This window comes from Hymenobacter piscis, assembly GCF_018760735.1.
GTDB lineage: Bacteria > Bacteroidota > Bacteroidia > Cytophagales > Hymenobacteraceae > Hymenobacter > Hymenobacter piscis.
On record NZ_JAHHZN010000013.1, the window covers coordinates 1 to 19,431 of the forward strand.

The 19,431-nt window shown below is 64.8% G+C and carries 14 protein-coding genes; 9 read left to right on the forward strand and 5 right to left on the reverse strand.

Annotated elements, in window-relative coordinates; genetic code table 11:
• Nucleotides 1-138: 138 nt before the first annotated feature.
• Nucleotides 139-1,350: an energy transducer TonB gene (locus KLP40_RS13880; RefSeq protein WP_215594426.1), complete on the reverse strand. Its 1,212-nt coding sequence runs from the start codon at nt 1,348-1,350 to the stop codon at nt 139-141.
• A 226-nt stretch (nt 1,351-1,576) separates the two neighbouring features.
• Between KLP40_RS13880 and KLP40_RS13885 the strand changes: the two genes are divergently transcribed.
• The 6 genes from KLP40_RS13885 to KLP40_RS13910 all read left to right on the forward strand — a co-directional run bounded on the left by KLP40_RS13885 (nt 1,577) and on the right by KLP40_RS13910 (nt 9,904).
• Nucleotides 1,577-3,652, forward strand: a complete 2,076-nt coding sequence (locus tag KLP40_RS13885) for a VWA domain-containing protein (protein WP_246558851.1) — start codon at nt 1,577-1,579, stop codon at nt 3,650-3,652.
• Nucleotides 3,653-3,882: 230 nt separating this feature from the next.
• The gene (locus KLP40_RS13890) at nt 3,883-4,278 is read left to right on the forward strand and encodes a hypothetical protein (protein ID WP_215594427.1); all 396 of its coding nucleotides are present in this window, start codon (nt 3,883-3,885) and stop codon (nt 4,276-4,278) included.
• A 105-nt stretch (nt 4,279-4,383) separates the two neighbouring features.
• A complete protein-coding gene (locus KLP40_RS13895) occupies nt 4,384-5,364 on the forward strand; it encodes a pseudouridine synthase (RefSeq protein WP_215594428.1) in 981 nt (326 codons plus the stop codon).
• Nucleotides 5,364-6,317 carry an alpha/beta hydrolase gene (locus tag KLP40_RS13900; protein WP_215594430.1) on the forward strand — a complete coding sequence of 318 codons (954 nt, stop codon included), beginning with the start codon at nt 5,364-5,366 and terminating at the stop codon, nt 6,315-6,317. The genes KLP40_RS13895 and KLP40_RS13900 overlap by 1 nt, the downstream gene beginning before the upstream one ends.
• A gap of 225 nt (nt 6,318-6,542) precedes the next feature.
• Nucleotides 6,543-8,489, forward strand: a complete 1,947-nt coding sequence (gene dnaK / locus KLP40_RS13905) for a molecular chaperone DnaK (protein ID WP_215594431.1) — start codon at nt 6,543-6,545, stop codon at nt 8,487-8,489.
• Nucleotides 8,490-8,752: 263 nt separating this feature from the next.
• Complete coding sequence (locus KLP40_RS13910; RefSeq protein WP_215594432.1) at nt 8,753-9,904, forward strand: FAD-dependent monooxygenase; 1,152 nt, start codon at nt 8,753-8,755, stop codon at nt 9,902-9,904.
• A gap of 213 nt (nt 9,905-10,117) precedes the next feature.
• On the opposite strand, the gene KLP40_RS13915 is transcribed toward KLP40_RS13910, so the two are convergent.
• Nucleotides 10,118-11,287: an endonuclease/exonuclease/phosphatase family protein gene (locus KLP40_RS13915; protein WP_215594433.1), complete on the reverse strand. Its 1,170-nt coding sequence runs from the start codon at nt 11,285-11,287 to the stop codon at nt 10,118-10,120.
• Nucleotides 11,288-11,472: 185 nt separating this feature from the next.
• Here KLP40_RS13915 and KLP40_RS13920 point away from each other — a divergent pair, with 185 nt between their 5' ends.
• From KLP40_RS13920 to KLP40_RS13930, 3 genes are all read left to right on the forward strand, one after another.
• Nucleotides 11,473-12,090, forward strand: a complete 618-nt coding sequence (locus KLP40_RS13920; RefSeq protein WP_215594434.1) for a MarC family protein — start codon at nt 11,473-11,475, stop codon at nt 12,088-12,090.
• 122 nt (nt 12,091-12,212) lie between these two features.
• A complete protein-coding gene (gene hemE / locus KLP40_RS13925) occupies nt 12,213-13,247 on the forward strand; it encodes a uroporphyrinogen decarboxylase (RefSeq protein WP_215594436.1) in 1,035 nt (344 codons plus the stop codon).
• A 104-nt stretch (nt 13,248-13,351) separates the two neighbouring features.
• A complete protein-coding gene (locus KLP40_RS13930; RefSeq protein ID WP_215594437.1) occupies nt 13,352-14,755 on the forward strand; it encodes a hypothetical protein in 1,404 nt (467 codons plus the stop codon).
• 2 nt (nt 14,756-14,757) lie between these two features.
• Here the strand turns inward: KLP40_RS13930 and KLP40_RS13935 are convergent, their stop codons facing one another.
• From KLP40_RS13935 to KLP40_RS13945, 3 genes are all read right to left on the reverse strand, one after another.
• Nucleotides 14,758-15,783, reverse strand: coding sequence for a bifunctional heptose 7-phosphate kinase/heptose 1-phosphate adenyltransferase (locus KLP40_RS13935; protein WP_215594438.1), 1,026 nt, complete (start codon nt 15,781-15,783; stop codon nt 14,758-14,760).
• Between the two features lie 264 nt (nt 15,784-16,047).
• On the reverse strand, nt 16,048-17,274 hold the full coding sequence (locus tag KLP40_RS13940) for a pyridoxal phosphate-dependent aminotransferase (RefSeq protein WP_215594439.1): 1,227 nt from the start codon (nt 17,272-17,274) through the stop codon (nt 16,048-16,050).
• A gap of 102 nt (nt 17,275-17,376) precedes the next feature.
• The gene (locus KLP40_RS13945) at nt 17,377-19,377 is read right to left on the reverse strand and encodes a glycosyltransferase family 2 protein (RefSeq protein WP_215594440.1); all 2,001 of its coding nucleotides are present in this window, start codon (nt 19,375-19,377) and stop codon (nt 17,377-17,379) included.
• Between the last annotated feature and the right edge of the window lie 54 nt (nt 19,378-19,431).

A 19,431-nucleotide genomic window follows, 5' to 3' on the forward strand; every position in this document is an offset into this window, starting at 1 on the left:
CGGCCAGGTGCTCGGCCAAGTAAGTGCCGGTGTAGTTGACCTGGCTGCTGAGCAGAAACTGGCCATACAATTGAGCGGTGACTTTCATGGGCTTGGTACGCTGAGAAAGCCGTTTGCGTAAGTCCTACATCATAGTTTCTACTTCCCCGCCACGTACGGAAACGGCAGGCTCATCCGGATTTCGTGGTCCTGGCCGCGGGCGTTGGTGAAGCGGGCGGCGCGCATCACGCGCAGCGCCTCCTCGTCGCAGCCGGCCCCGAGGCCCCGCACCACCATGACGTTTTGGGGTGCGCCCTGGGGGTCGATGGTCATTTGCAACGTGACACTGCCGCTCAGGTTCTGCTGACGGGCGGCGGCGGGGTATTGCAGGCGGGCGTAGAGGGCTTCGTTGCCCCCGATTAGCTCCACCGGCGACTCTTCTTCCTCTTCCGTTGCTGATCGAGGCTGAGTGTAGAGTTCGGGTGGGTTAGGGTTGTGGGTGGCCGTTGGCACCTGGTAAGCAACATCATAGTTCTGTTTCAGATACTCCTCCAGCGGCTCCAGGCCCACTCTGGCCCGGCGCACGTTCACGTTGGGCTCGTCTTCGATGGGTTGCAGTGTGTACTTACCGTTCACGGCCGGCCCCAACTGGGAGCCGTAGAGCTGCTTTTCGCCTTTCATGCCTCGGGTTCGGTCAATGAGCAGGGCCACCGACGACCAGTTCAGCTCGCCCTTATCGGCGGCGGCGGTGAGCAGCGGCAGGTACTTTTCGTCGGGATTGTGCTGGATGACGAGGAAGGCGGTTGACTTCTGGTACTCGCCCACCTTCGACTTGCCGGGGTAGCCGTGAATAGTTATCAGGCTGTCTACCTGACGGATGAGTTGCAAATCTAATGGGCTTTGTGCTCTTTCTGCCGCTTGTTCCTGCGGCGAACCCGGCCCGTATTGCCGCTCCGCTTCTGCGGCAATGTGCCGGTAATGCTGGTCCTGATAGCGCATCTCCCTCATTAGCGCCATGAGCTTGGGGTCGAAGGCGGACTCGTGTTGGCGCTGGCGGGCGCTGGCGAAACCGACCAGTCGCACCCAGCCGGGCAGCTTCCGGAGCGAGATAAAATCAGCTTCCTGCTCCAGGGTTTCGGCCGCAATAAATCCTTTGGCCACCGCCTGATTCAGCTGGCGCAGCGCCGTCTTGGAATCCTGTTTCAGGGCCGCCTGGCGGGCTCCCGCGTACAACTCCGCCACCGTCGCGGGCGGCCGTTTGGCCATTGGGGCGGGCTGGGGAGTCCGGCTGGCAGTTTGGGCGGAGAGCGGGCTGACGACCGTCAGGGCCGCGGCCAGGACCAGAGCGGTCCGCAGGGCAAGAATAGACATGGGCATAATAAGAGAGGCCCGCAGGCCGTAGCAATATGGATGCGGCTAATATAGAAGAATCATCCGTAAGGCCGTTAGCACCATCAAGCCCCGGCACGGCCTGCCGTTTTGACCAGCCACGGCCGCAGGGAGCGGGCGTTCGGCCGGGCTGCGTACCTTCACGCAACCAACCGCGCCTGGGCGGGGTTCTTGGGTTTCCCCTGGCTTCCACTGATTCTACCGGCTTTTGATTTTATCTGCTTCTCCCTGGTTTATTGGGTTATGTCTGCTGGTGGGCGCGGGCTACGCGGCCCTGCTCTACTCGGCCACCGCGCCCTGGAGCCGGACCCTGAACTACGCGCTGGCGGCCGTGCGCTTTGTGGTGGTGAGCCTGCTGTGCTTTCTGCTGCTTTCCCCTTTCCTTAAATCAACGACCACCACCACCGAAAAACCCACCGTGGTGCTGGCCCTGGATGATTCGCGGTCAGTGGAACTGTTCACGCCCCCGGCCGTGCTGGGCCAGGCCACGGCCGGCCTCAGCCGGCTGGCGGCCGAGTTGCGCCGTCAGGGCTTCGCGGTGGAAACCCGCACGCTCTCGGCCGCCAACCGCGCCACCCCGCCCGATTCGGTGCGGTTCCGAGCCCCGGCCACCGACCTCGACGGGCTGCTGGCCGGCATCGGCGCAACGTTTCAGGGCCGCAACCTGGCGGGCGTTGTGCTGCTCTCCGATGGCCTCGTGAACCAGGGCCAGGCCCCGCAGTTCGCCGATTACCGCTTCCCAATTTACGCCGTGGGCGTGGGCGACACCATCCCCAAAAAGGACCTGAGCCTGCCCGCCCTCACCTACAACCGGGTAGCCTTCAGCGGCAATCAGTTTCCGCTGGAAGTGGAGCTGGCCTACGCCGGTTTCGCGGCCGGCACCACGGCCACCGTGCAGCTGCGCGAGAATGGCCGGGTGCTGCAAACCAAGCGCGTGGCCCTGCCCGCCGGCCAGACGCGCACCAAAACTACGTTCCTCATCACGGCCACCGGCCCCGGCAAGCGCCGCTACGAAGTGGTGGCCGCGCCCCTGCCCGGCGAATTCACCCGGCTCAACAACCAGAAATTCGCCTACCTCGAGGTGGTGAAGGGCAAGCTGCGGGTGCTGCTGGCCGGGGCCGCCCCCCACCCCGACCTCAAGGCCCTGCGCGCCGCCATCCTGCAAAACGACAACTTCGACCTCATCACCTACCTGCCCGGCATCCGCCCGCTCAAAAACCAGGACTTCGACGTGGCCATTCTGCACCAGCTACCCGCTCGCAGCGGGGTGGGCGCCGAGGTGCTGGCCCAGGTGCAGGCCCGCCGCGCCCCGGCCCTCTACGTGCTGGGGGCGCAGTCCGATTTCGGGGCCTACAACCGCCTCGGCGCGGGCCTCACCATCACGCCCCGCGGCTCCCAGACCGACGACGTGACGCCCGTGCCCAACCCGACCTTTGGCCGGTTTACCTTCGAGGATGACGCCCGGCGGCGCTTTGCCGCTTACCCGCCCGCGCCGGTGCCCTTCGGGGATGCCCGCCTCAGCGACGGGGCCGAAGCCGCACTCTGGCAGCAGGTGGGGCGGGTGAAAACCCAGAAGCCCCTGCTCGTGTTCGGTGGGTCGCCGGCCCGGCGCCAGGCCACCCTGCTCACCGACGGCAGTTGGCAATGGCGCCTCCAGGAAGCCGTGGAGCACGATGACCGGCCCGAGGCCTACGACCGGCTGGTGCTGCGCACGCTCCAGCTGCTCACCCAGAACGCCAACCGCAAGCGCCTCGACGTGTATCCCACCCAGGACGCCTTCAATACCCCCGACGACGTGACCTTCGGGGCCGAAACCTACAACGCCATCTTCGAGCGCATCTATGGCGACCCGGTGACGCTCACGCTTCGCGACGAGCAGCAGAAAACCCGCTCCTTCACCTTCGCCCCCACCCCCGACGGCGCGCCCGTGCACCTGGGCCAGCTGCCGGCCGGCCTCTACCGCTACGAGGCCCGCGCCACCCTCGGCGGCCAGCCCCAGCGCGATGCCGGCGAGGTGCTGGTGGAAGAACAGCAGCTCGAAGCCCTGCAAAGCCGCGCCGACCACAACCTGCTCTCCCAACTGGCCCGCCGCGGCGGCCAGCGCCTCTACTTCCCGCCCCAACTCGACCAGCTGGCCCAGGACATTAGCAAGGCCGGCTACAAACCCGTCCTCTATGAGCAGGAAGATCTCCAGGACCTCATCAACCAGAAATGGCTGTTTTTCCTGCTCCTGGGCCTGCTGACCGCAGAATGGGCCACCCGTAAATATTCCGGCGGGGTGTGAGTTGTCGGTTGTCAGTTGCTAGTTGTCAGTAAAACGAACGTCATGCTGAGCATGTGGCGCATCGAGCCAGTGTCCGGAGGCGCAGTCGAAGCATCTCTACCGCAGCGGTATTCCCAGCTTGCGTAACGAAGCTGTAGGGCTACTTCAACCTGGGTCAGCATGACCATTCCCAATTTTTAACGCCTGCCGCGTAGATAATCCGCCTGACGTTTCGCTCCTACATTCCAATCATGAAATATCTTCCCCTGCTCGCGGCCGTCCTTGCACTTGCCGGCTGCGCGAAATCAACCGAGAAAAAGGCCGAGCTGGCCGTGCAGGACTTCGTGCGCAACCGCGCCTCCGACGCCAAGCACTACTATCCCGGCAAGTTCCGCAGCCAGCCCTACACCCGCCGCGACTCCCTGCTCTACCTGGCCCAGATGGCCGAAATTAACGGTCTGCCCGCCCCCCCCGCCCCCACGGCTGCCGATACGGCCCGCATCGGTCTGCTCATCTACCACGACTACCGCGACCAGACCCCGGACGGCATTCTGGTGCGCGACAGTGGCGAGTACGTGGTTAGCCCCACCGGCCAGGTGCGCCTGCTCATCGCCGAGAGTGTCCGTCGCCGCCGGCTGGCCCGGTAAGCGTACCTTTGCGTTTACTGTAAAAAAGCTGTCATCCTGAGCGCAGCGAAGGATGACAGACCGGCTCACGCAATCCCCGAGTCACTCATTCGCTCCTCCCCCGCCATGCGCTACATTCTGCTCAACAAGCCCTACGAAGTCCTGACCCAGTTTACCGACGAAACCGGCCGGCAGACGCTCAAGGACTTCGTGGACGTGCCCAATATCTACCCCGTGGGCCGGCTCGATTACGATTCTGAGGGCCTGGTGCTGCTCACCGACGACAAACAGCTCCAGCACCGCCTCTCCGAGCCCCGCTTCAAGGTGCCGAAAACCTATTGGGTGCAGGTGGAAGGCGTGCCCACGGAGGCCGCCCTGGAGAACCTGCGCCGGGGCGTGGACCTGAAAACCGGCTACACCTCCCCCGCCGAGGCGGAGCTGCTGCCCGAGGCTCCCGGGCTCTGGGAGCGGAGCAAGCCGGTGCGCTTCCGGGCCGCCATTCCCACCAGCTGGGTGCAAATTCGCATTTCCCAGGGTATGAACCGGCAGGTGCGCAAGATGACGGCCGCCGTGGGCTACCCCACCCTACGCCTGGTGCGCGCCGCCATTGCCGGTTTGCAGCTGGCCGACCTCCAGCCCGGTCAGTGGCGGGAGCTGACCACCCGCGAAGTGCAGGTGCTCACCGAGGACATGGCCGCCCAGACGGCCGCCGCCGGCACCTTCAAAACGCCCAAAACCTCGGAGTACTGGCCCGGGGGCATCCCGCCCGGCGGCAAGAAAAGCAGCGGTAACCGCGGTGGCTTCACGGCCCCCGGCACCCGCCCCGCCCCCGCCCGCTCGGCCGGCGGCAAACCAGCCCCGGGCAGACCATCCGGTGCGAAACCAACGGGCGGTAAGCCTACGGCGGGTCCGAAATCAGCCGGCCCAAAACCCGCCGGCAGCAAGCCCGGTCCGGACGCCCGGCCAGCCGGCAAACCAGCCGGGGCCAAACCAGCCGGCGGCAAGTCCGCGCCGGGAAGCAAATCCTTCGGTCCGAAACCGACTGGCGGCAAACCGGGTAGCAAGCCCGGCACGGCGGGCAGCGGCGGACGCAAGCAGCGCGGCTAATGCAGCGGCGGCGGCTGAAATGGCTGTTGCTGGCCGTTGCGGTGCTATTCGGGGCGCTGAACGTGGTGGCTGCGTTTCACGCCTGGCGCTTCACCCACTTCACGGCCCCGGCCGGCCCACGTACCACCAGCCCCGAGCAACTCACGCTACCCCGGAAGCTGTGCGTGCTGGCCACTGGCATTCGCGTGCCCAAGCCGCAGAACCACGCCCGGCCGGCGTTTCCGTACGCTACGGTGCAGCTGCGGAGTACGAATGGCCGGCTGGAAAGCTGGTATAGCGCAGTGCCCCGAGCCCGGGGCACGGTGGCCCTGTTTCACGGCTACACCAGTTCCAAAAGCCACCTACTGACCGAAGCCGCCACCTTCCGCCGCCTGGGCTACAACGTGCTGCTCACTGATTTTGCCGGCAACGGCGGCTCGGCGGGCTCCCAGTGCACCGTGGGTCACCACGAAGCGGCCGATGTGGCGGCCGTGGTGCGCTGGCTCCAGCGGCGGCCCGGCCCGGTGGTGGTGTACGCCAAGTCCATGGGCGCGGTGGCTACGTTGCGGGCCGAGGCCGAGCTGGGCGTGCGGCCCACCGCCAACGTGCTGGAGTGCCCCTACGGCTCCATGCTCGAAACAGCCCAAAGCCGCTTCCGCTCCATGGGCGTGCCGTCCTTCCCCATGGCCAACCTGCTGGTGTTCTGGGGCGGGCTGGAAAACAACTTCCGGGCCTTCGACCTCAACGCCACCGCCTACGCGGCCCGCACGCCCACGCCCACCCTGCTGCTCTGGGGCACCGCCGACCCGCGCGTGACGCGTCCCGAAACCGACGCCATTTTCGCCGCCCTGGCCGGCCCCAAGCAGCGTCAGGATTTTGCCGGCTCCGGCCACGAGCCCTACTGGTGGAAACACAAGGAGCGGTGGCAGCGCACGGTGGCGGGGTTTCTGGCCGGGCAGTCGGAAGGCAGATAAAGCATGTTCTGCGAAAGCGCCTGCCCGCCTGTCAGCATATCCGGCGGGCGGGTTTTTCGTAGAAGTCAGTCCGGCACGGAATCGGTCCAACTCCTGGCTTAAAATGACAATCTGTCACAAGAAACGGGCATTTCGGGGGCTGGTACGCCTCTTGTAATTACCGCCGTGCACAGGGTAGCCCCTGTTTCAACTGACATCTTAACTCCTAATAATACAACCAACACAATGGGAAAAATAATCGGTATTGACCTCGGCACCACCAACTCCTGCGTGGCCGTGATGGAAGGCAACGAGCCGGTGGTAATTCCAAACAGCGAAGGCCGCCGCACGACTCCCTCGATTGTCGCGTTCCTCGACAATGGTAAAGGTGAGCGCAAAGTGGGGGACCCTGCCAAGCGCCAGGCCATTACCAACCCCAACAACACCATCCAGAGCATCAAGCGCTTCATGGGCCGTAACTTCTCGGAAGTTTCCGAAGAAGCCAAAAACGTGCCCTACGACGTAACCAGCGGCACCAACAACACGGCCACCGTGAAAATCGGCGACCGGAACTACACGCCCCAGGAAATTTCGGCCATGGTGCTTCAGAAGATGAAGCAGACCGCTGAAGAGTACCTCGGCACCACGGTCACCGAAGCCGTTATCACGGTTCCGGCCTACTTCAACGACGCCCAGCGTCAGGCTACCAAGGAGGCCGGCGCCATTGCCGGTCTGGAGGTGAAGCGCATCATCAACGAGCCCACCGCCGCCGCCCTGGCCTACGGCCTCGACAAGGACCACTCCAACCACAAAGTGGCCGTGTACGACCTCGGGGGTGGTACGTTCGATATCTCGATTCTGGAGCTCGACAACGGCGTATTCGAAGTACTGAGCACCAACGGTGACACCCACCTCGGCGGCGACGACTTCGACCAGGTCATCATCAACTTCCTGGCCGACCAGTTCGCCTCGGACAACGAGGGCATGGACCTGCGCAAGGACGCCATGGCCCTCCAGCGCCTGAAAGAGGCCGCCGAGAAAGCCAAAGTAGAGCTGTCCTCGTCGTCGGAAACCGAAATTAATCTGCCCTACATCACCGCTACGGCCTCGGGCCCCAAGCACCTGGTGGTGAAGCTGAGCCGCTCGAAGTTCGAGCAGCTGGCCGACACGCTGTTCAAGCGCAGCATGGAGCCCGTGAAAAAGGCCCTCCAGGACGCCGGCCTGAGCACTTCGGACATCGACGACGTGATTCTGGTAGGTGGCTCGACCCGTATTCCGCGCATTCAGGAAGAGGTAGAGAAGTTCTTCGGCAAGAAGCCCAGCAAGGGCGTGAACCCCGATGAAGTGGTGGCCATTGGTGCGGCCATCCAGGGCGGCGTACTCACCGGCGAGGTGAAGGATGTGCTCCTGCTTGACGTAACCCCGCTGAGCCTCGGCATCGAGACCATGGGCGGCGTGATGACCAAGCTCATCGAGAGCAACACCACCATCCCGACCAAGAAATCGGAAACCTTCTCCACGGCTTCGGATAACCAGCCTTCGGTAGAAATTCATGTGTTGCAAGGCGAGCGGCCCCTGGCGTCGCAGAACCGCACCATCGGCAAGTTCCACCTCGACTCCATCCCGCCTTCCCCCCGCGGCGTACCGCAGATCGAAGTAACCTTCGACATTGATGCCAACGGCATCCTGCACGTAACGGCCAAGGACAAAGGCACCGGCAAGGAGCAGAAAATCCGCATCGAAGCCTCGTCGGGCCTCTCCGACGCCGACATCGAGCGCATGCGCCAGGAAGCTCAGTCGAACGCCGAAGCCGACAAGGCCGAGCGCGAGAAAATCGAGAAGGTCAACCAGGCCGACTCCATGATTTTCCAGACCGAGAAGCAGATGACCGAGTACGGCGACAAGCTGAGCGCGGGCAACAAAACGGCCGTCGAAAACGCCCTCGCTGACCTTAAAAAGGCCCACGAGAGCAAGGACCTCGGTGCCATTGATACCGCTATGGCGGCCATCAACACAGCCTGGCAGGCCGCTTCGCAGGAAATGTACGCCCAGGGCGGTGCCGAAGGCGGCCAGCCCGGTGCCGACGGCGGCAACCCCTTCGGGGGCGCCGGCCAGCCCGGCGGCAACGGCCAGGGCAGTGCCAACACCGACAACGTAACCGACGTGGATTACGAAGAAGTGGAAGGCAAGTAACCACAGAGGACGCTGATGCGGCGAATACCGCAGCCGCAGTCCTGAATCAGAAAGGCCCGAAGCAGCTTGCTTCGGGCCTTTTTTTGTTTAATCGTACGCCGGAGGCAAGCTACCCTCCGTTACACCGACCAGATAAGGATAATCTGCTATCATGTTTCGTCGCCCTTACCTGATCAGACGGTAAGCAGATCCTCAGCAAGCTCCGAATGACGGTATCGTAGCTACCTGTATCGAAATGACATGACCAATAATACCTTCATTTTATGGCGCATTTTCTGATCATCGGGGCCGGGATTGGCGGCCTAACGGCGGCGCACGCGCTGCTGCGGCAGGGCCACACCGTACGGGTGCACGAAGCTGCGCCGGAAATCCGGGAAGTGGGGGCCGGGCTTGTGCTGGGCGCTAACGCCATGCGGGCTTTGCACGAGCTGGACCTGCACGCGGCCGTACGGCCCCTCGGTACTCCGGTTACGCTGCTGCACCTGCTCGACCAGCGCGGCCGCGTGCTGCAGCGTGCCGATACCACCCCGTTTACCCGCGCCGTGGGCTTCGATAATCTGGGCATTCACCGGGCCGCCCTGCAGCATGCCCTGCTCCGGCACCTGCCACCGGGCACCGTACAAACCGGCACCGCCTTCGGGCACTTCACCGCGCAGGGTGCCACCCTCACCGCCCACTTTGCCGACGGCCGCACGGCCACGGCCGATGCCCTCATAGGGGCCGATGGTATTCGCTCCCGGGTGCGCCGGCAGCTGTGGCCCCGGGCGGAGCCGCGCTACGCGGGCTACACCTGCTGGCGGGCCGTAGTGGCCGCGGCTGAGCTGAACCTGCCCGCGGGCGAGTCGGCGGAGGTGTGGGGGGACGCCGGGCGGCGGTTCGGGTACGTGCCGGTGGGTGGCGGGCAGGTGTACTGGTTTGCCTGCCTGAATAGCCCGCAGCCCCGCAATCCAAAGTTTCAGGCGTATTCCCCCGCGGACCTGCAGCGTGCGTTCGGGGCGTTTCCGGACCCGGTGCCGCAGCTGCTGGCCCGCACCGGCAGCCACCAGCTACTCTGGAACGACATTCAGGACCTGCCCCCGCTGGCCCATTTCGCGCAGGGCCGAATATTGCTGCTCGGGGATGCGGCCCACGCCACCACGCCTAACCTGGGCCAGGGAGCCGGCATGGCCGTGGAAGATGCCGCCGTACTGGCCCGGTGCCTGGCTTCCTCTCCCACCGATATTGCCGCCGCCTTCCGGGCGTTTGAGCGCCGCCGCCGGTCCCGCACCGCCCGCGTGGTGCGCACGTCCTGGCACCTGGGCCGGGTGGGCCAGGTGGCAAACCCCTGGCTGGTTAGCCTACGCAACCACGTAATGAAGCTCCTGCCCGACTCCGTGGCCCGGCAGCAGATGGCCTGGCTGTACGAAGAGCTGTAAGCCGGCTTATTCGGTGGGATTGTGGCAATGCCTGATTTGGCCCCCGGCTTCGAGCAGCGCAAACGGCCGGCTCACGGCAAGTCCCTTGCCGGAGAATCGTCTGTTTCCGGGCTCAACGCCTACTCATGACCAAGTAGCGCAACCGCCGGGCCTGCTACTTTACAGCACCGCCCCAATCCGGGGCGGGGGCCACAAGCACGGCGGATTGCCGACTCAGGTGGTCAGCTCCTTTTTCTCGCCGGGGTTGGCAGCTTCCTCGGCTTCTTCCTCCTCTTCCTCTTCGAAGCCTTCCTGTATCTTCTCGGTGGCTTCGGCGTGGTCGTCGGCGTCGGCTTCCTCGCAGTTTTCCTCCTGCTCCTCCTTGTCGTGGGGCTCGTAGCTGAGCTTGATGTAGATGGGGAAATGGTCGGAGCCCACGTAGGGCAGGCGCTCCATATCGTCTACCTTGAAGTGGGCCGACACGAATACGTGGTCGAGGGGCCAGCGCAACAGGTAATGTTCGGCGTGGAAGGTGGGCAGCAGGCCCCGGCCCACGCGCGGGTCCATGAGGCCGCTGACGCGCCGGAACAGCTCGGAGGTGTGCGACCAGGCTACGTCGTTCATATCCCCGAACACGATGGTGGGCTCATCCTTCTTGTCGATGGCCTTGCCCACCAGCAGCAGCTCGGCGTCGCGCTTGGTGCTGGTTTTGGATTCGGCCGGTGCTGGTGGCTTGGGATGCAGCCCGTACACCTGCACCCAGGTACGGCCGTCGGCCAGCTGCACGCGGGCATGCAGGCTGGGCACGTCGTCGTCGAGCAGGTACTTGATGTCGCAGCTATCCAGCTTGAGGCGCGAGAAAAACAGCAGGCCGTAGGTGTTGTCGAGCGGTTCGTGACAGGTGTGGGGGTGGGTTTCTTCCAGGGGCTTGAGCTGCTCGTACCACCACTGGTCGGTTTCCACGGCCATGATGATGTCGGCATCGGCCTGCTGTAGCACCTGCAGGGCTTTGCTGCCCTGTTTGTTGAACTGCAGCACGTTCATCATCACCAGGCTCAGGTGGCGCTTACCGTCCTTGAGGGTGCTGTCGCCCACCTGCTTTTTTACCAGCGGGGTATAGGGCACAATCCGGAACAGCTGATACACCACGGCCGCCGCCAGCGCCAGCAGCAGACCCAGGCCGTAGTAGCCGGGCAGGGCATGCCAGCCCAGGGCCACTCCGCCCAGCATAACCACGAGCAGCACGCCCACAATCTGGAGGCGCGGAAAGTCAAATACCCGGATCCACCACGCCGTCTGGCGCAGCAGCGGCAGCAGGGTGGCTACCAGACCAGCCACGGCCAGCAGCAGGACCAGGCCGTGCAGTAGGGTGTGCCAAAGGGGAAGAGAGTCGAAGTCGGGCACTAGGCAGGCAGGCTTGGGGAGGGAAGAAACAAGAACCGGCAACGGAGCCGGTAAGTGGGCATTCGACCGGCCGGCGCAGGGTGTACGCGCCGGCTTGTAGTGGAGTTGTTACGCCAAACTTAGCGTTTTTCCTGCTTGCTGATTCTCAAAGGCTCGTACCTTTGCCTGCCCGCCCGCCGCTGCCTATGAATATTCTGCTCGCCACGTTCACCACGTTGCTTTCCGTTGTTAATCCGTTCGGGGCCATGCCGGTCTTCCTGACGCTCACGGAGGACGATACGCCCGCCGAGCGGGCCAGCATCGGGCTGAAAGCCTGCATGTACATGCTGGGCGTGCTGTCGGTGTCGTTTTTTGCGGGCCAGTACGTGCTGAACTTCTTTGGCATCAACATTCACCATCTGCGCATTGCGGGCGGTATTCTGCTCATGCGCTCGGCCTTCGATCTGCTGACGCCGGGCGGCAACCGGGCCAAGGTGTCGGAAGAAACCATTGAGGCCAGCCGGGCCAAGGACGACATCAGTTTTACGCCCCTGGCCATGCCCATGCTCTCGGGCCCGGGCTCCATGGCCGTGTGCATCAGCCTGTTCACCAACAAACTCACTTACTCCGACATGGCCCTGATCTTTCTTGGGTTCGTGCTGGTGGTAGTTGCCTCCTACATCATCCTCATGTCCTCGCTCCGGCTCACCCGTTTCCTGGGCCGGCCCGGCATGGCGGCCCTGGCCCGCATCATGGGTTTCCTGACCCTGGCCATCGGCGTGAATTTCATCATGACGGCCATCAAGGCTCTGTTTGTTGCTTAATTTTGCGCGGCGGGCTGCTGGCCCTCAGCTTGCTCGCTCTGATTAAACCGGCCAGCACTCAACCTCCCCTTTTCACCCCCCAGCTAGCAGCCAGCCGCTATTAGCTAACAGCTCCAAACCCTGTGCTCAAGAACGACCTGCTTCTGCGTGCCGCCCGCGGCGAAGACACCGAACGTACCCCCGTATGGCTCATGCGCCAGGCGGGCCGTATTCTGCCCGAATACCGCGCCCTGCGGGGCCGCCTGAGCGGCTTCAAGGAACTGGTGGAAACGCCCGAGCTGGCCGCCGAAGTCACCATTCAGCCCGTGGACGCGCTCGACGTGGACGCGGCCATCATCTTCTCCGACATTCTGGTGGTGCCCGAGGCCATGGGCCTCACCTACGAGATGGTGGAAGCCCGCGGCCCGCTGTTCCCGGAAACCATCAAAACCGCCCAGGACGTGGCCCGCATGCGCATCGCCGACCCCGAGGAGCACCTGGGCTACGTGCTGGAGGCCCTGCGCGTGACCAAGCGCGCCCTCAACGGCCGGGTGCCGCTCATCGGGTTTGCCGGCGCGCCCTGGACGATTCTGGCCTACATGGTGGAGGGCCACGGCTCCAAAACCTTCAGCAAGGCCCGCCGCATGCTCTACGCCGAGCCCGAGCTGGCCCACGAGCTGCTGCGCAAAATCACGGCCACCACCATTGCCTACCTGCGGGCCCAGGTGGCCGCCGGGGCCAACCTGATTCAGGTGTTTGATTCCTGGGCCGGCATTCTGCCCCCCGCCCACTACCAGGAGTTCAGCAGCCGCTACATTGCCGAAATCTGCCGGGCTATTCCGGAGGTGCCCGTAACGGTGTTTGCCAAAGGCGCCTTCTGGGCCGTGGAGGAATTCGCCCAGCTGCCCTGCCGCACCATCGGCCTCGACTGGAACCAGGACCCGCGGGCCGTGCGCCCGTTGGTGGGCGACAAAACCCTGCAGGGCAACCTCGACCCCTGTGCCCTCTATGGCACCCCCGCGCAGGTGCGCGCCGCCACCATCGCCATGCTCGACCAGTTCGGGCCCCAGCGCCACATTGCCAACCTGGGCCACGGCGTTTACCCCGACACCAATCCCGACAACGTGCGGGTATTCATCAACACGGTCAAGGAATACAGCCCCACCCTGCGGGGATAGTTCTTTGCCGCGCCCGCTCGCAGCCCGCCTGTTCCGTACGCCCCGCGACGCAGCAGGCGGGCTGCTTGGGTTTTATCGTGTCTTTCGTGCGCTACCTGCCCGCTATGCCCCCTGTATTTACCCGTCTTGCTTCCCGCTCCTGGTTTTGGTTTGGCGTGGCGTTTCTGCTGTTCGGCATTCACGTGTTCACGTCCCGGTTCCACACCCAGGTGTACGATGCCAATGGGTATTGGCAACTGGCCCAGGACCTTTACCAGCAGAATAATTTCTCCCTGCTCAACTTCAGGAGCGGGCTGCGCGGGTGCCTGTTTCCCTTGCTCTACGTGCCCGTGGTGGCGCTGGATCAGGCCGGAATTTTCTTTGCCGAAACACTCATCAAGCTCCTGGGGGTCCTGCTGGCCGCGGGCCTGACGGCCGGTCTGGTGCCGGCCCTGTGGCAGCGGGTGAGCGGCCAGCGGGTGGGGGCGGGCCGGCGGGCCCTGTTCATCGGCGTGGTATTCCTGCTCTGGCGCGACTATTTCAACTACACCCTCACCGATTTTCCGGCCCTGGCCGGATTGGGCGGCGCCCTCTACCTGCTGCACGGCCGGCCCACGGCGGGGCGGTTGCTGCTGGCGGGGGCGCTGGCAGCTTTCGTGGTCAACATTCGTCCCATTTACCTGGTGGCGCTGCCCTTCCTGGTGCTGCTGGGCAGTGTGGCCGTCAGCCGGGCCACTACCCAACCGTGGCATAAAACCACGGGGCGGTTTCTGCTGGCCTTCACCGCGGGCTTTCTGCTGACGAGCGGGCCGCAGTGGCTGATCAACTACCGGAATTTTGGCGTGAACCGGCCGCTGGTTATCGGCATCGATTTTCAGGACCCCGGCATGGTGGAGGCCGGCGACCTGTACCTGCTGCAGATGAACGCGGGCTTTTCGATGCAGAAATACGAAACCGGCATTGCGGCCGATTACCCCATTCCCCAGGTTCGCTACCAGGATCCGGCCGGCACCCAGCTGCTGCAACAGAATTTCAACCATAAGATTGACTCCTACGGCGAATACCTGCAAGTAGTCGCCCAGCACCCCGCCGATATGGTGGCTCTGAACGGCCGCCATCTGTTCAACGGCCTGGATGTGCTTTACCCCACGCCCTACCTGTACCGGGTGTACACCAACACCGCCGTGCTGGCCTGGATAAATTACACGCTGCTGTTCTTGGCGGGTACCGTGCTGCTGGTGCGCGGGCAGCGCCTCTCGCGCCTGGCCCTGCTAACGGCGCTGCCGCTGCTTATTCCGGCCTTTACAGCTATTCCGCTCCCCATGGAATGCCGCTACATGCTGCCCCTGCACTGGCTGCTGCTGGCCGGGGCCTGCTTCGGTTGGCCGGCGGCGTGGACGTGGCGGGGGCTGGCGGGCCGCCGACTGGCCCTCGGGCTCACGTACGGGGCCTTCGTCACGGCGTGCTTTGTGCTTTCGGCTCACACCCAGGCCCTGCTGGCCGAAGCCCCCAAGCTGATTACGCCCTGACCTTAGTCCGCACTCTGCCAGTGGAGCCCCACGCGCCCGGCTTCCTGCTGCAGCAGGGTTTTCTCGATGGGCACCACGCCCACCTGCTCGCAGACCAGGCCGCCGCCCAGGTTGGCCAGGGCGGCCGTGGCGGGCACGGGCAGACCCAGCGCCACGCACAGGGCGGCAATGCTGATGACCGTATCCCCCGCCCCCGAAACGTCGGAGATAGTGCGCAGGTGGGCCGGCAGGTAGGTTTTGCGCGTTTCCTGCTGGGCGAACACGCCGTGCTCCGAAAGGGTTACGAGCACGACTTCCGGCGCCAGCACCTCCCGGAGCCGGGCCACGGCCGCCTCGAAGCCGGGCCGGTCGGTGGTGGGGTCCCCGAATTCCAGCTTGAGGCCTTCGCGCAGCTCCTTGAGGTTGGGCTTGAACAGGGTGCAGTGACGGTAGGCCAGGAAGTTCTTCTTTTTGGGGTCGACCACCGTGGGTACGCCCTGGGCCCGGGCCTGGTCGATGAAGTGGCGGATGTTGGCTTCGGTGAGCACGCCCTTGTCATAATCCTCGAAAATCACCACGTCGGCGCGGCCCAGCAGCTGCCCGAAGCGGGCGGTGAGACCGGCATTTTCTTCGGCGTTAAGCTCCGTCTCTACTTCCGAATCAATGCGCAGCAGCTGCTGGCCGTGGGCCAGCACGCGCTGCTTCACTGTAGTAGGCCGGGCTCCGGAGCGCACGATGCCCGCGGCCGAGAGGCCGCTGGTTTGCAGCAGCTCCAGCAGCTGGTCGCCGCCCTGGTCCTGCCCGATGACGGCGCACAGCAGCGGCGTGGCGCCCAGGGCCTGCACGTTGAGGGCCACGTTGGCGGCCCCACCGAGGCGCTGCTCGGTCCGGCTCACGTTCACCACCGGCACCGGGGCTTCGGGCGAGAGCCGGGCGGCTTTGCCCCACACGTAGGCGTCCATCATCACGTCGCCCACGATGAGCACGGTGAGGCCGTTAAAGGCGGCGAAAAGTTCGGGCAGCGTGGCGGGCGGTACGGCAGCGGGCATTGCAACAGGTTCAGGTACGAAGCCGCAAAGGTAACTCAGTATTGAGAAGTGAGGAGGTGACAGGGTGATGAAGTGATACAGGACCGGCTTGAACCAGCACGTCATTCCGAGCGGAGCCGAGGAATCTCGCGTGCTGACGTTGTGGTACTCACCCCGGCGTCGGAGTTACCACTACTACATCAGCACGCGAGATTCCTCGGCTCCGCTCGGAATGACGTTCGGTTGGCCGCTTATCTCCCCTCACCTCTCACTTCCTCACCCAACTTACCCCAGCTTTGCCAGGGAGGCTTTGATGCGCAGGAAGGCTTCGCGGAGCTTTTCGTCGGCGGCGGCGGTGCTGAAGCGCAGGCAGTCGGGGGCCCCGAAGGCGGCGCCGTCCACGGCCGCCACGTGGGCATCGTTGAGCAGGTACATGGCCAGGTCGGCGGCGGACTCGATGACGGGGCCGGCGGGCGTGGCCCGGCCGAAGTAGCCGCTCACGTCGGGGAAGATGTAGAAGGCTCCGCTGGGCACGTTGGTCCGGAAGCCGGGAATGTCCTTTACCAAGTCCAGCACCAGGTCGCGGCGGCGGCGGTAAGCCGTTACCATCTCATCGGCCGAGCTGCGCCCCCCCTGCAGCGCGGCCAGGGCGGCGCGCTGGGCAATGGAGCAGGTACCGGAGGTTATCTGGCTCTGGATTTTCTCGCAGGCGGCCGCAATTTCGGGGCGGGCGGCCAGGTAGCCCACCCGCCAGCCCGTCATGGCGTAGCCCTTCGAGAAGCCGTTCACGGTAATCACGCGCTCCTTCACCTCGGCAAACTGGGCCAGGCTCACGTGCTCGCCCACGAAGTTGATGTACTCGTAAATCTCATCGGCCAGCACGTGCACGTGGGGGTGGCGGGCCACCACGTCGGCAATGGCGGCCAGCTCCTCGCGGCTGAACACGGCCCCGGTGGGGTTGCAGGGCGAAGAGTACATGATGAGGCGGGTGCGGGGCGTAATGGCGGCCTCCAGTTGGGCGGCCGTCACCTTGAACTCGTTTTCCAGGGTGCCCACCAGCGGCACGGTCACGCCCTCGGCCAGGCGCACCATTTCCTCGTAGCTTACCCAGTAGGGCGAAAACACCACCACTTCGTCGCCGGGGTTCACCAGGCTCAGCACCACGTTGGCCAACGACTGCTTGGCCCCGGTGCTCACCACAATGTTGGCGGGCTGGTAGTCGAGCTGGTTGTCGCGGCGGAATTTGTCGCAGATGGCCTGGCGCAGCTCCGGGTAGCCGGGCACGGGCGTATAGAAGGTGTAGCCTTCGTCGAGGGCCTGCTTGGCGGCATCCTTGATGTACTGGGGCGTCTGGAAATCGGGCTCCCCGAAGCTCAGGCTGATAACGTCCACTCCCTCGGCGGCCAGGGCCCGGGCTTTTTTGGCCATGGCAATGGTCTGGGACTCCTGCATGGCGTTGATGCGGTCAGACAAAACGAGGGGCGCAAGGGTGGTAGCGTCGGCAGCGGACATCAGAAGGGGGGTTGGGAGAAACGAATGGAACTCAAAAGTACGCGGAATGTACGGCGCGCACTTCAAACATCCTGCATCCGGTTTCCGCGTCGCTACAACGTCCTACTCCTGCTCCCGGCCCAGCTGCCGGAAGCACTGCCCGAGCACGCGCAGGTCGGTGGCGGGCTCGTAGTCTTTGGCGTAGAGCAGCTCCAGGCGGCGGCGGGTGGCCGCGGTGAGCGGGGCTTCCGATTGCACGGCATCGGTGGGCGAAAGCACGGCGTGGGCGGCCCGGCCCGGGGCGGTGGCGTGGCGCAGGCCCACCCAGGTGCGGGCGCCGCCCAGCACCCGCAGGCAGTTGCGCAGGAAGCCCAGCTGGTGGCGCTGCCCCCACACCAGCACGGGGCTCAGGACCAGCAGCAGCAGGCTCACCAGCACATCGAGCAGGCGCTTGTTGCGCACCTGGGCGGGCCGGAACAGGTTGAGCGTGATGTCGAGAGCGTAGTAGTCGCCGGGCGAGTCCTTGCCGGAGCTGCCGATGATGTACTCGCTGTCCTGGGGCAGGATTTTGAAGGCCACCGGCGGGTGCTGGGGCAGCGCCACCATCAGGCCGATAATCTGGCTGGCGGGCAGGTCGCGGCCGCAGAACACCAGCTCGCTCAGGCCATAGATGCGGATAATGTCCTCGAGCTGGCGCACCTCGCCCAGCAGGTCATCGGCGGCGGCGGCGGGCGGGTTGGCGCTGGCCACCGCCGGGCCAGGGGCCACGTAGCCAATTACGCGGGCCGGCACGGCGGCCTGCTCCAGCAGCTGGCGCACCCGCCGGCTTTCCTCCCAGGAGCCCACGATGCCCACGTTTTTCTGGGGCTGATCGGCCAGGCTCAGGCGGCGGTGGCGCAGGTAGTTACCGGCCACCCGGCGTAGCAGCAGCGCCGCCACGGCCCAGGCCCCGCCCAGCACAATAAGGGCCTTGGAGAAGCGCCAGGCATCGAGAAAGTTACTGAGGGCCGAAATCAGCAGCGTGCCCACGGCAATGCCGCGCACCAGCCGCCCCGCCCGGAAGGGCCGGTCGTAGGCCCCGCTGAAAAACGCCGCCAGCAGCCACACCCCAATGTACACCGGCACGGCTACCAGCATGTACTTTTCGGGGTAAGGCACCCGCACGTATTTGTGGTTCTGCTCCCAGTAAGTTTTGAGCAGGTACATACCCGCGTACACCAGCCCCGCATCGAGCAGCACCGGGGCCGCCCGCACCAGCACGCGCTGCAGGACCGCCGCCCCCGCCCGCAGCCAGATGGCCATATTAATCAGCAGCGAAAACGTGCCCGCCCGGTCGGGGGCGAAGTGCTTGCGGGCAAAAATCACCATGGCCCGGTAGAACACGAACACGTAGTTCACGCTCGTGCGCTTGGTGCTTTCGCCCTTGTAATGAATGATGCGGGTGCCGGGGTAGTAGTAGTTCTGCCAGCCTCCCTGGGTGAGGCGGTACGAGAGGTCGATGTCCTCGCCGTACATGAAATAGTCCTCGTCGAGCAGACCCACTTGGGCCAGCGCGGCCTGGCGCATGAGCATGAAGGCCCCGCTGAGCACGTCAATTTCGTGAGTTTCATCGGGGCTGAGGAAGCCCAGGTGGTAGCGCCCGAAGCGCCGCGACCGGGGAAACAGCCGGGCCAGCCCGAAAATCTTGTAGAACGCCACCCAGGGCGTGGGCAGGCCGCGCTTGCTCTCGGGCAGAAACCGACCCTGGCCATCGAGCATTTTCACGCCCAGGCCGCCGCAGCGCGGGTGCTCGTCCAGGAACTCGCAGCAGAGCCGGAAGGTATCCTCCTCCACCACCGTATCGGGGTTGAGCAGGAGCTGATAGCGGCCGGTAGCGCGCCGCAGGGCCTGGTTGTTGGCCTTCGAGAAGCCGGGGTTGTCGTGGTTCTCAATCAGGATAACCTCCGGAAACCGGGCCTTCACCATGGCCACCGAGCCGTCGACGGAGTTGTTATCGACCACGAATACCTCCACCGGCCGACCCATTTTCTCCACCGCCCGCCGCACCGAAAGCAGCGCCTGCTCCAGAAAGTAGCAGACGTTGTAATTGACGATAACGACGGACAGGACGGTTTCGGGCGGCACGCGGCGGAGCAGGTAAGGCCGCGAAAGTTACGCAGCTTCCGCTAGTTCTGCCGC

Excerpts from the sequence above, each read along its gene's own strand:
- KLP40_RS13880 (WP_215594426.1), bottom strand. The coding sequence starts at position 1,350 with ATGTCTATTCTTGCCCTGCGGACCGCTCTGGTCCTGGCCGCGGCCCTG.
- KLP40_RS13890 (WP_215594427.1), top strand. The coding sequence starts at position 3,883 with ATGAAATATCTTCCCCTGCTCGCGGCCGTCCTTGCACTTGCCGGCTGC.
- KLP40_RS13895 (WP_215594428.1), top strand. The coding sequence starts at position 4,384 with ATGCGCTACATTCTGCTCAACAAGCCCTACGAAGTCCTGACCCAGTTT.
- KLP40_RS13900 (WP_215594430.1), top strand. The coding sequence starts at position 5,364 with ATGCAGCGGCGGCGGCTGAAATGGCTGTTGCTGGCCGTTGCGGTGCTA.
- dnaK (WP_215594431.1), top strand. The coding sequence starts at position 6,543 with ATGGGAAAAATAATCGGTATTGACCTCGGCACCACCAACTCCTGCGTG.
- KLP40_RS13910 (WP_215594432.1), top strand. The coding sequence starts at position 8,753 with ATGGCGCATTTTCTGATCATCGGGGCCGGGATTGGCGGCCTAACGGCG.
- KLP40_RS13920 (WP_215594434.1), top strand. The coding sequence starts at position 11,473 with ATGAATATTCTGCTCGCCACGTTCACCACGTTGCTTTCCGTTGTTAAT.
- KLP40_RS13930 (WP_215594437.1), top strand. The coding sequence starts at position 13,352 with ATGCCCCCTGTATTTACCCGTCTTGCTTCCCGCTCCTGGTTTTGGTTT.
- KLP40_RS13935 (WP_215594438.1), bottom strand. The coding sequence starts at position 15,783 with ATGCCCGCTGCCGTACCGCCCGCCACGCTGCCCGAACTTTTCGCCGCC.
- KLP40_RS13940 (WP_215594439.1), bottom strand. The coding sequence starts at position 17,274 with ATGTCCGCTGCCGACGCTACCACCCTTGCGCCCCTCGTTTTGTCTGAC.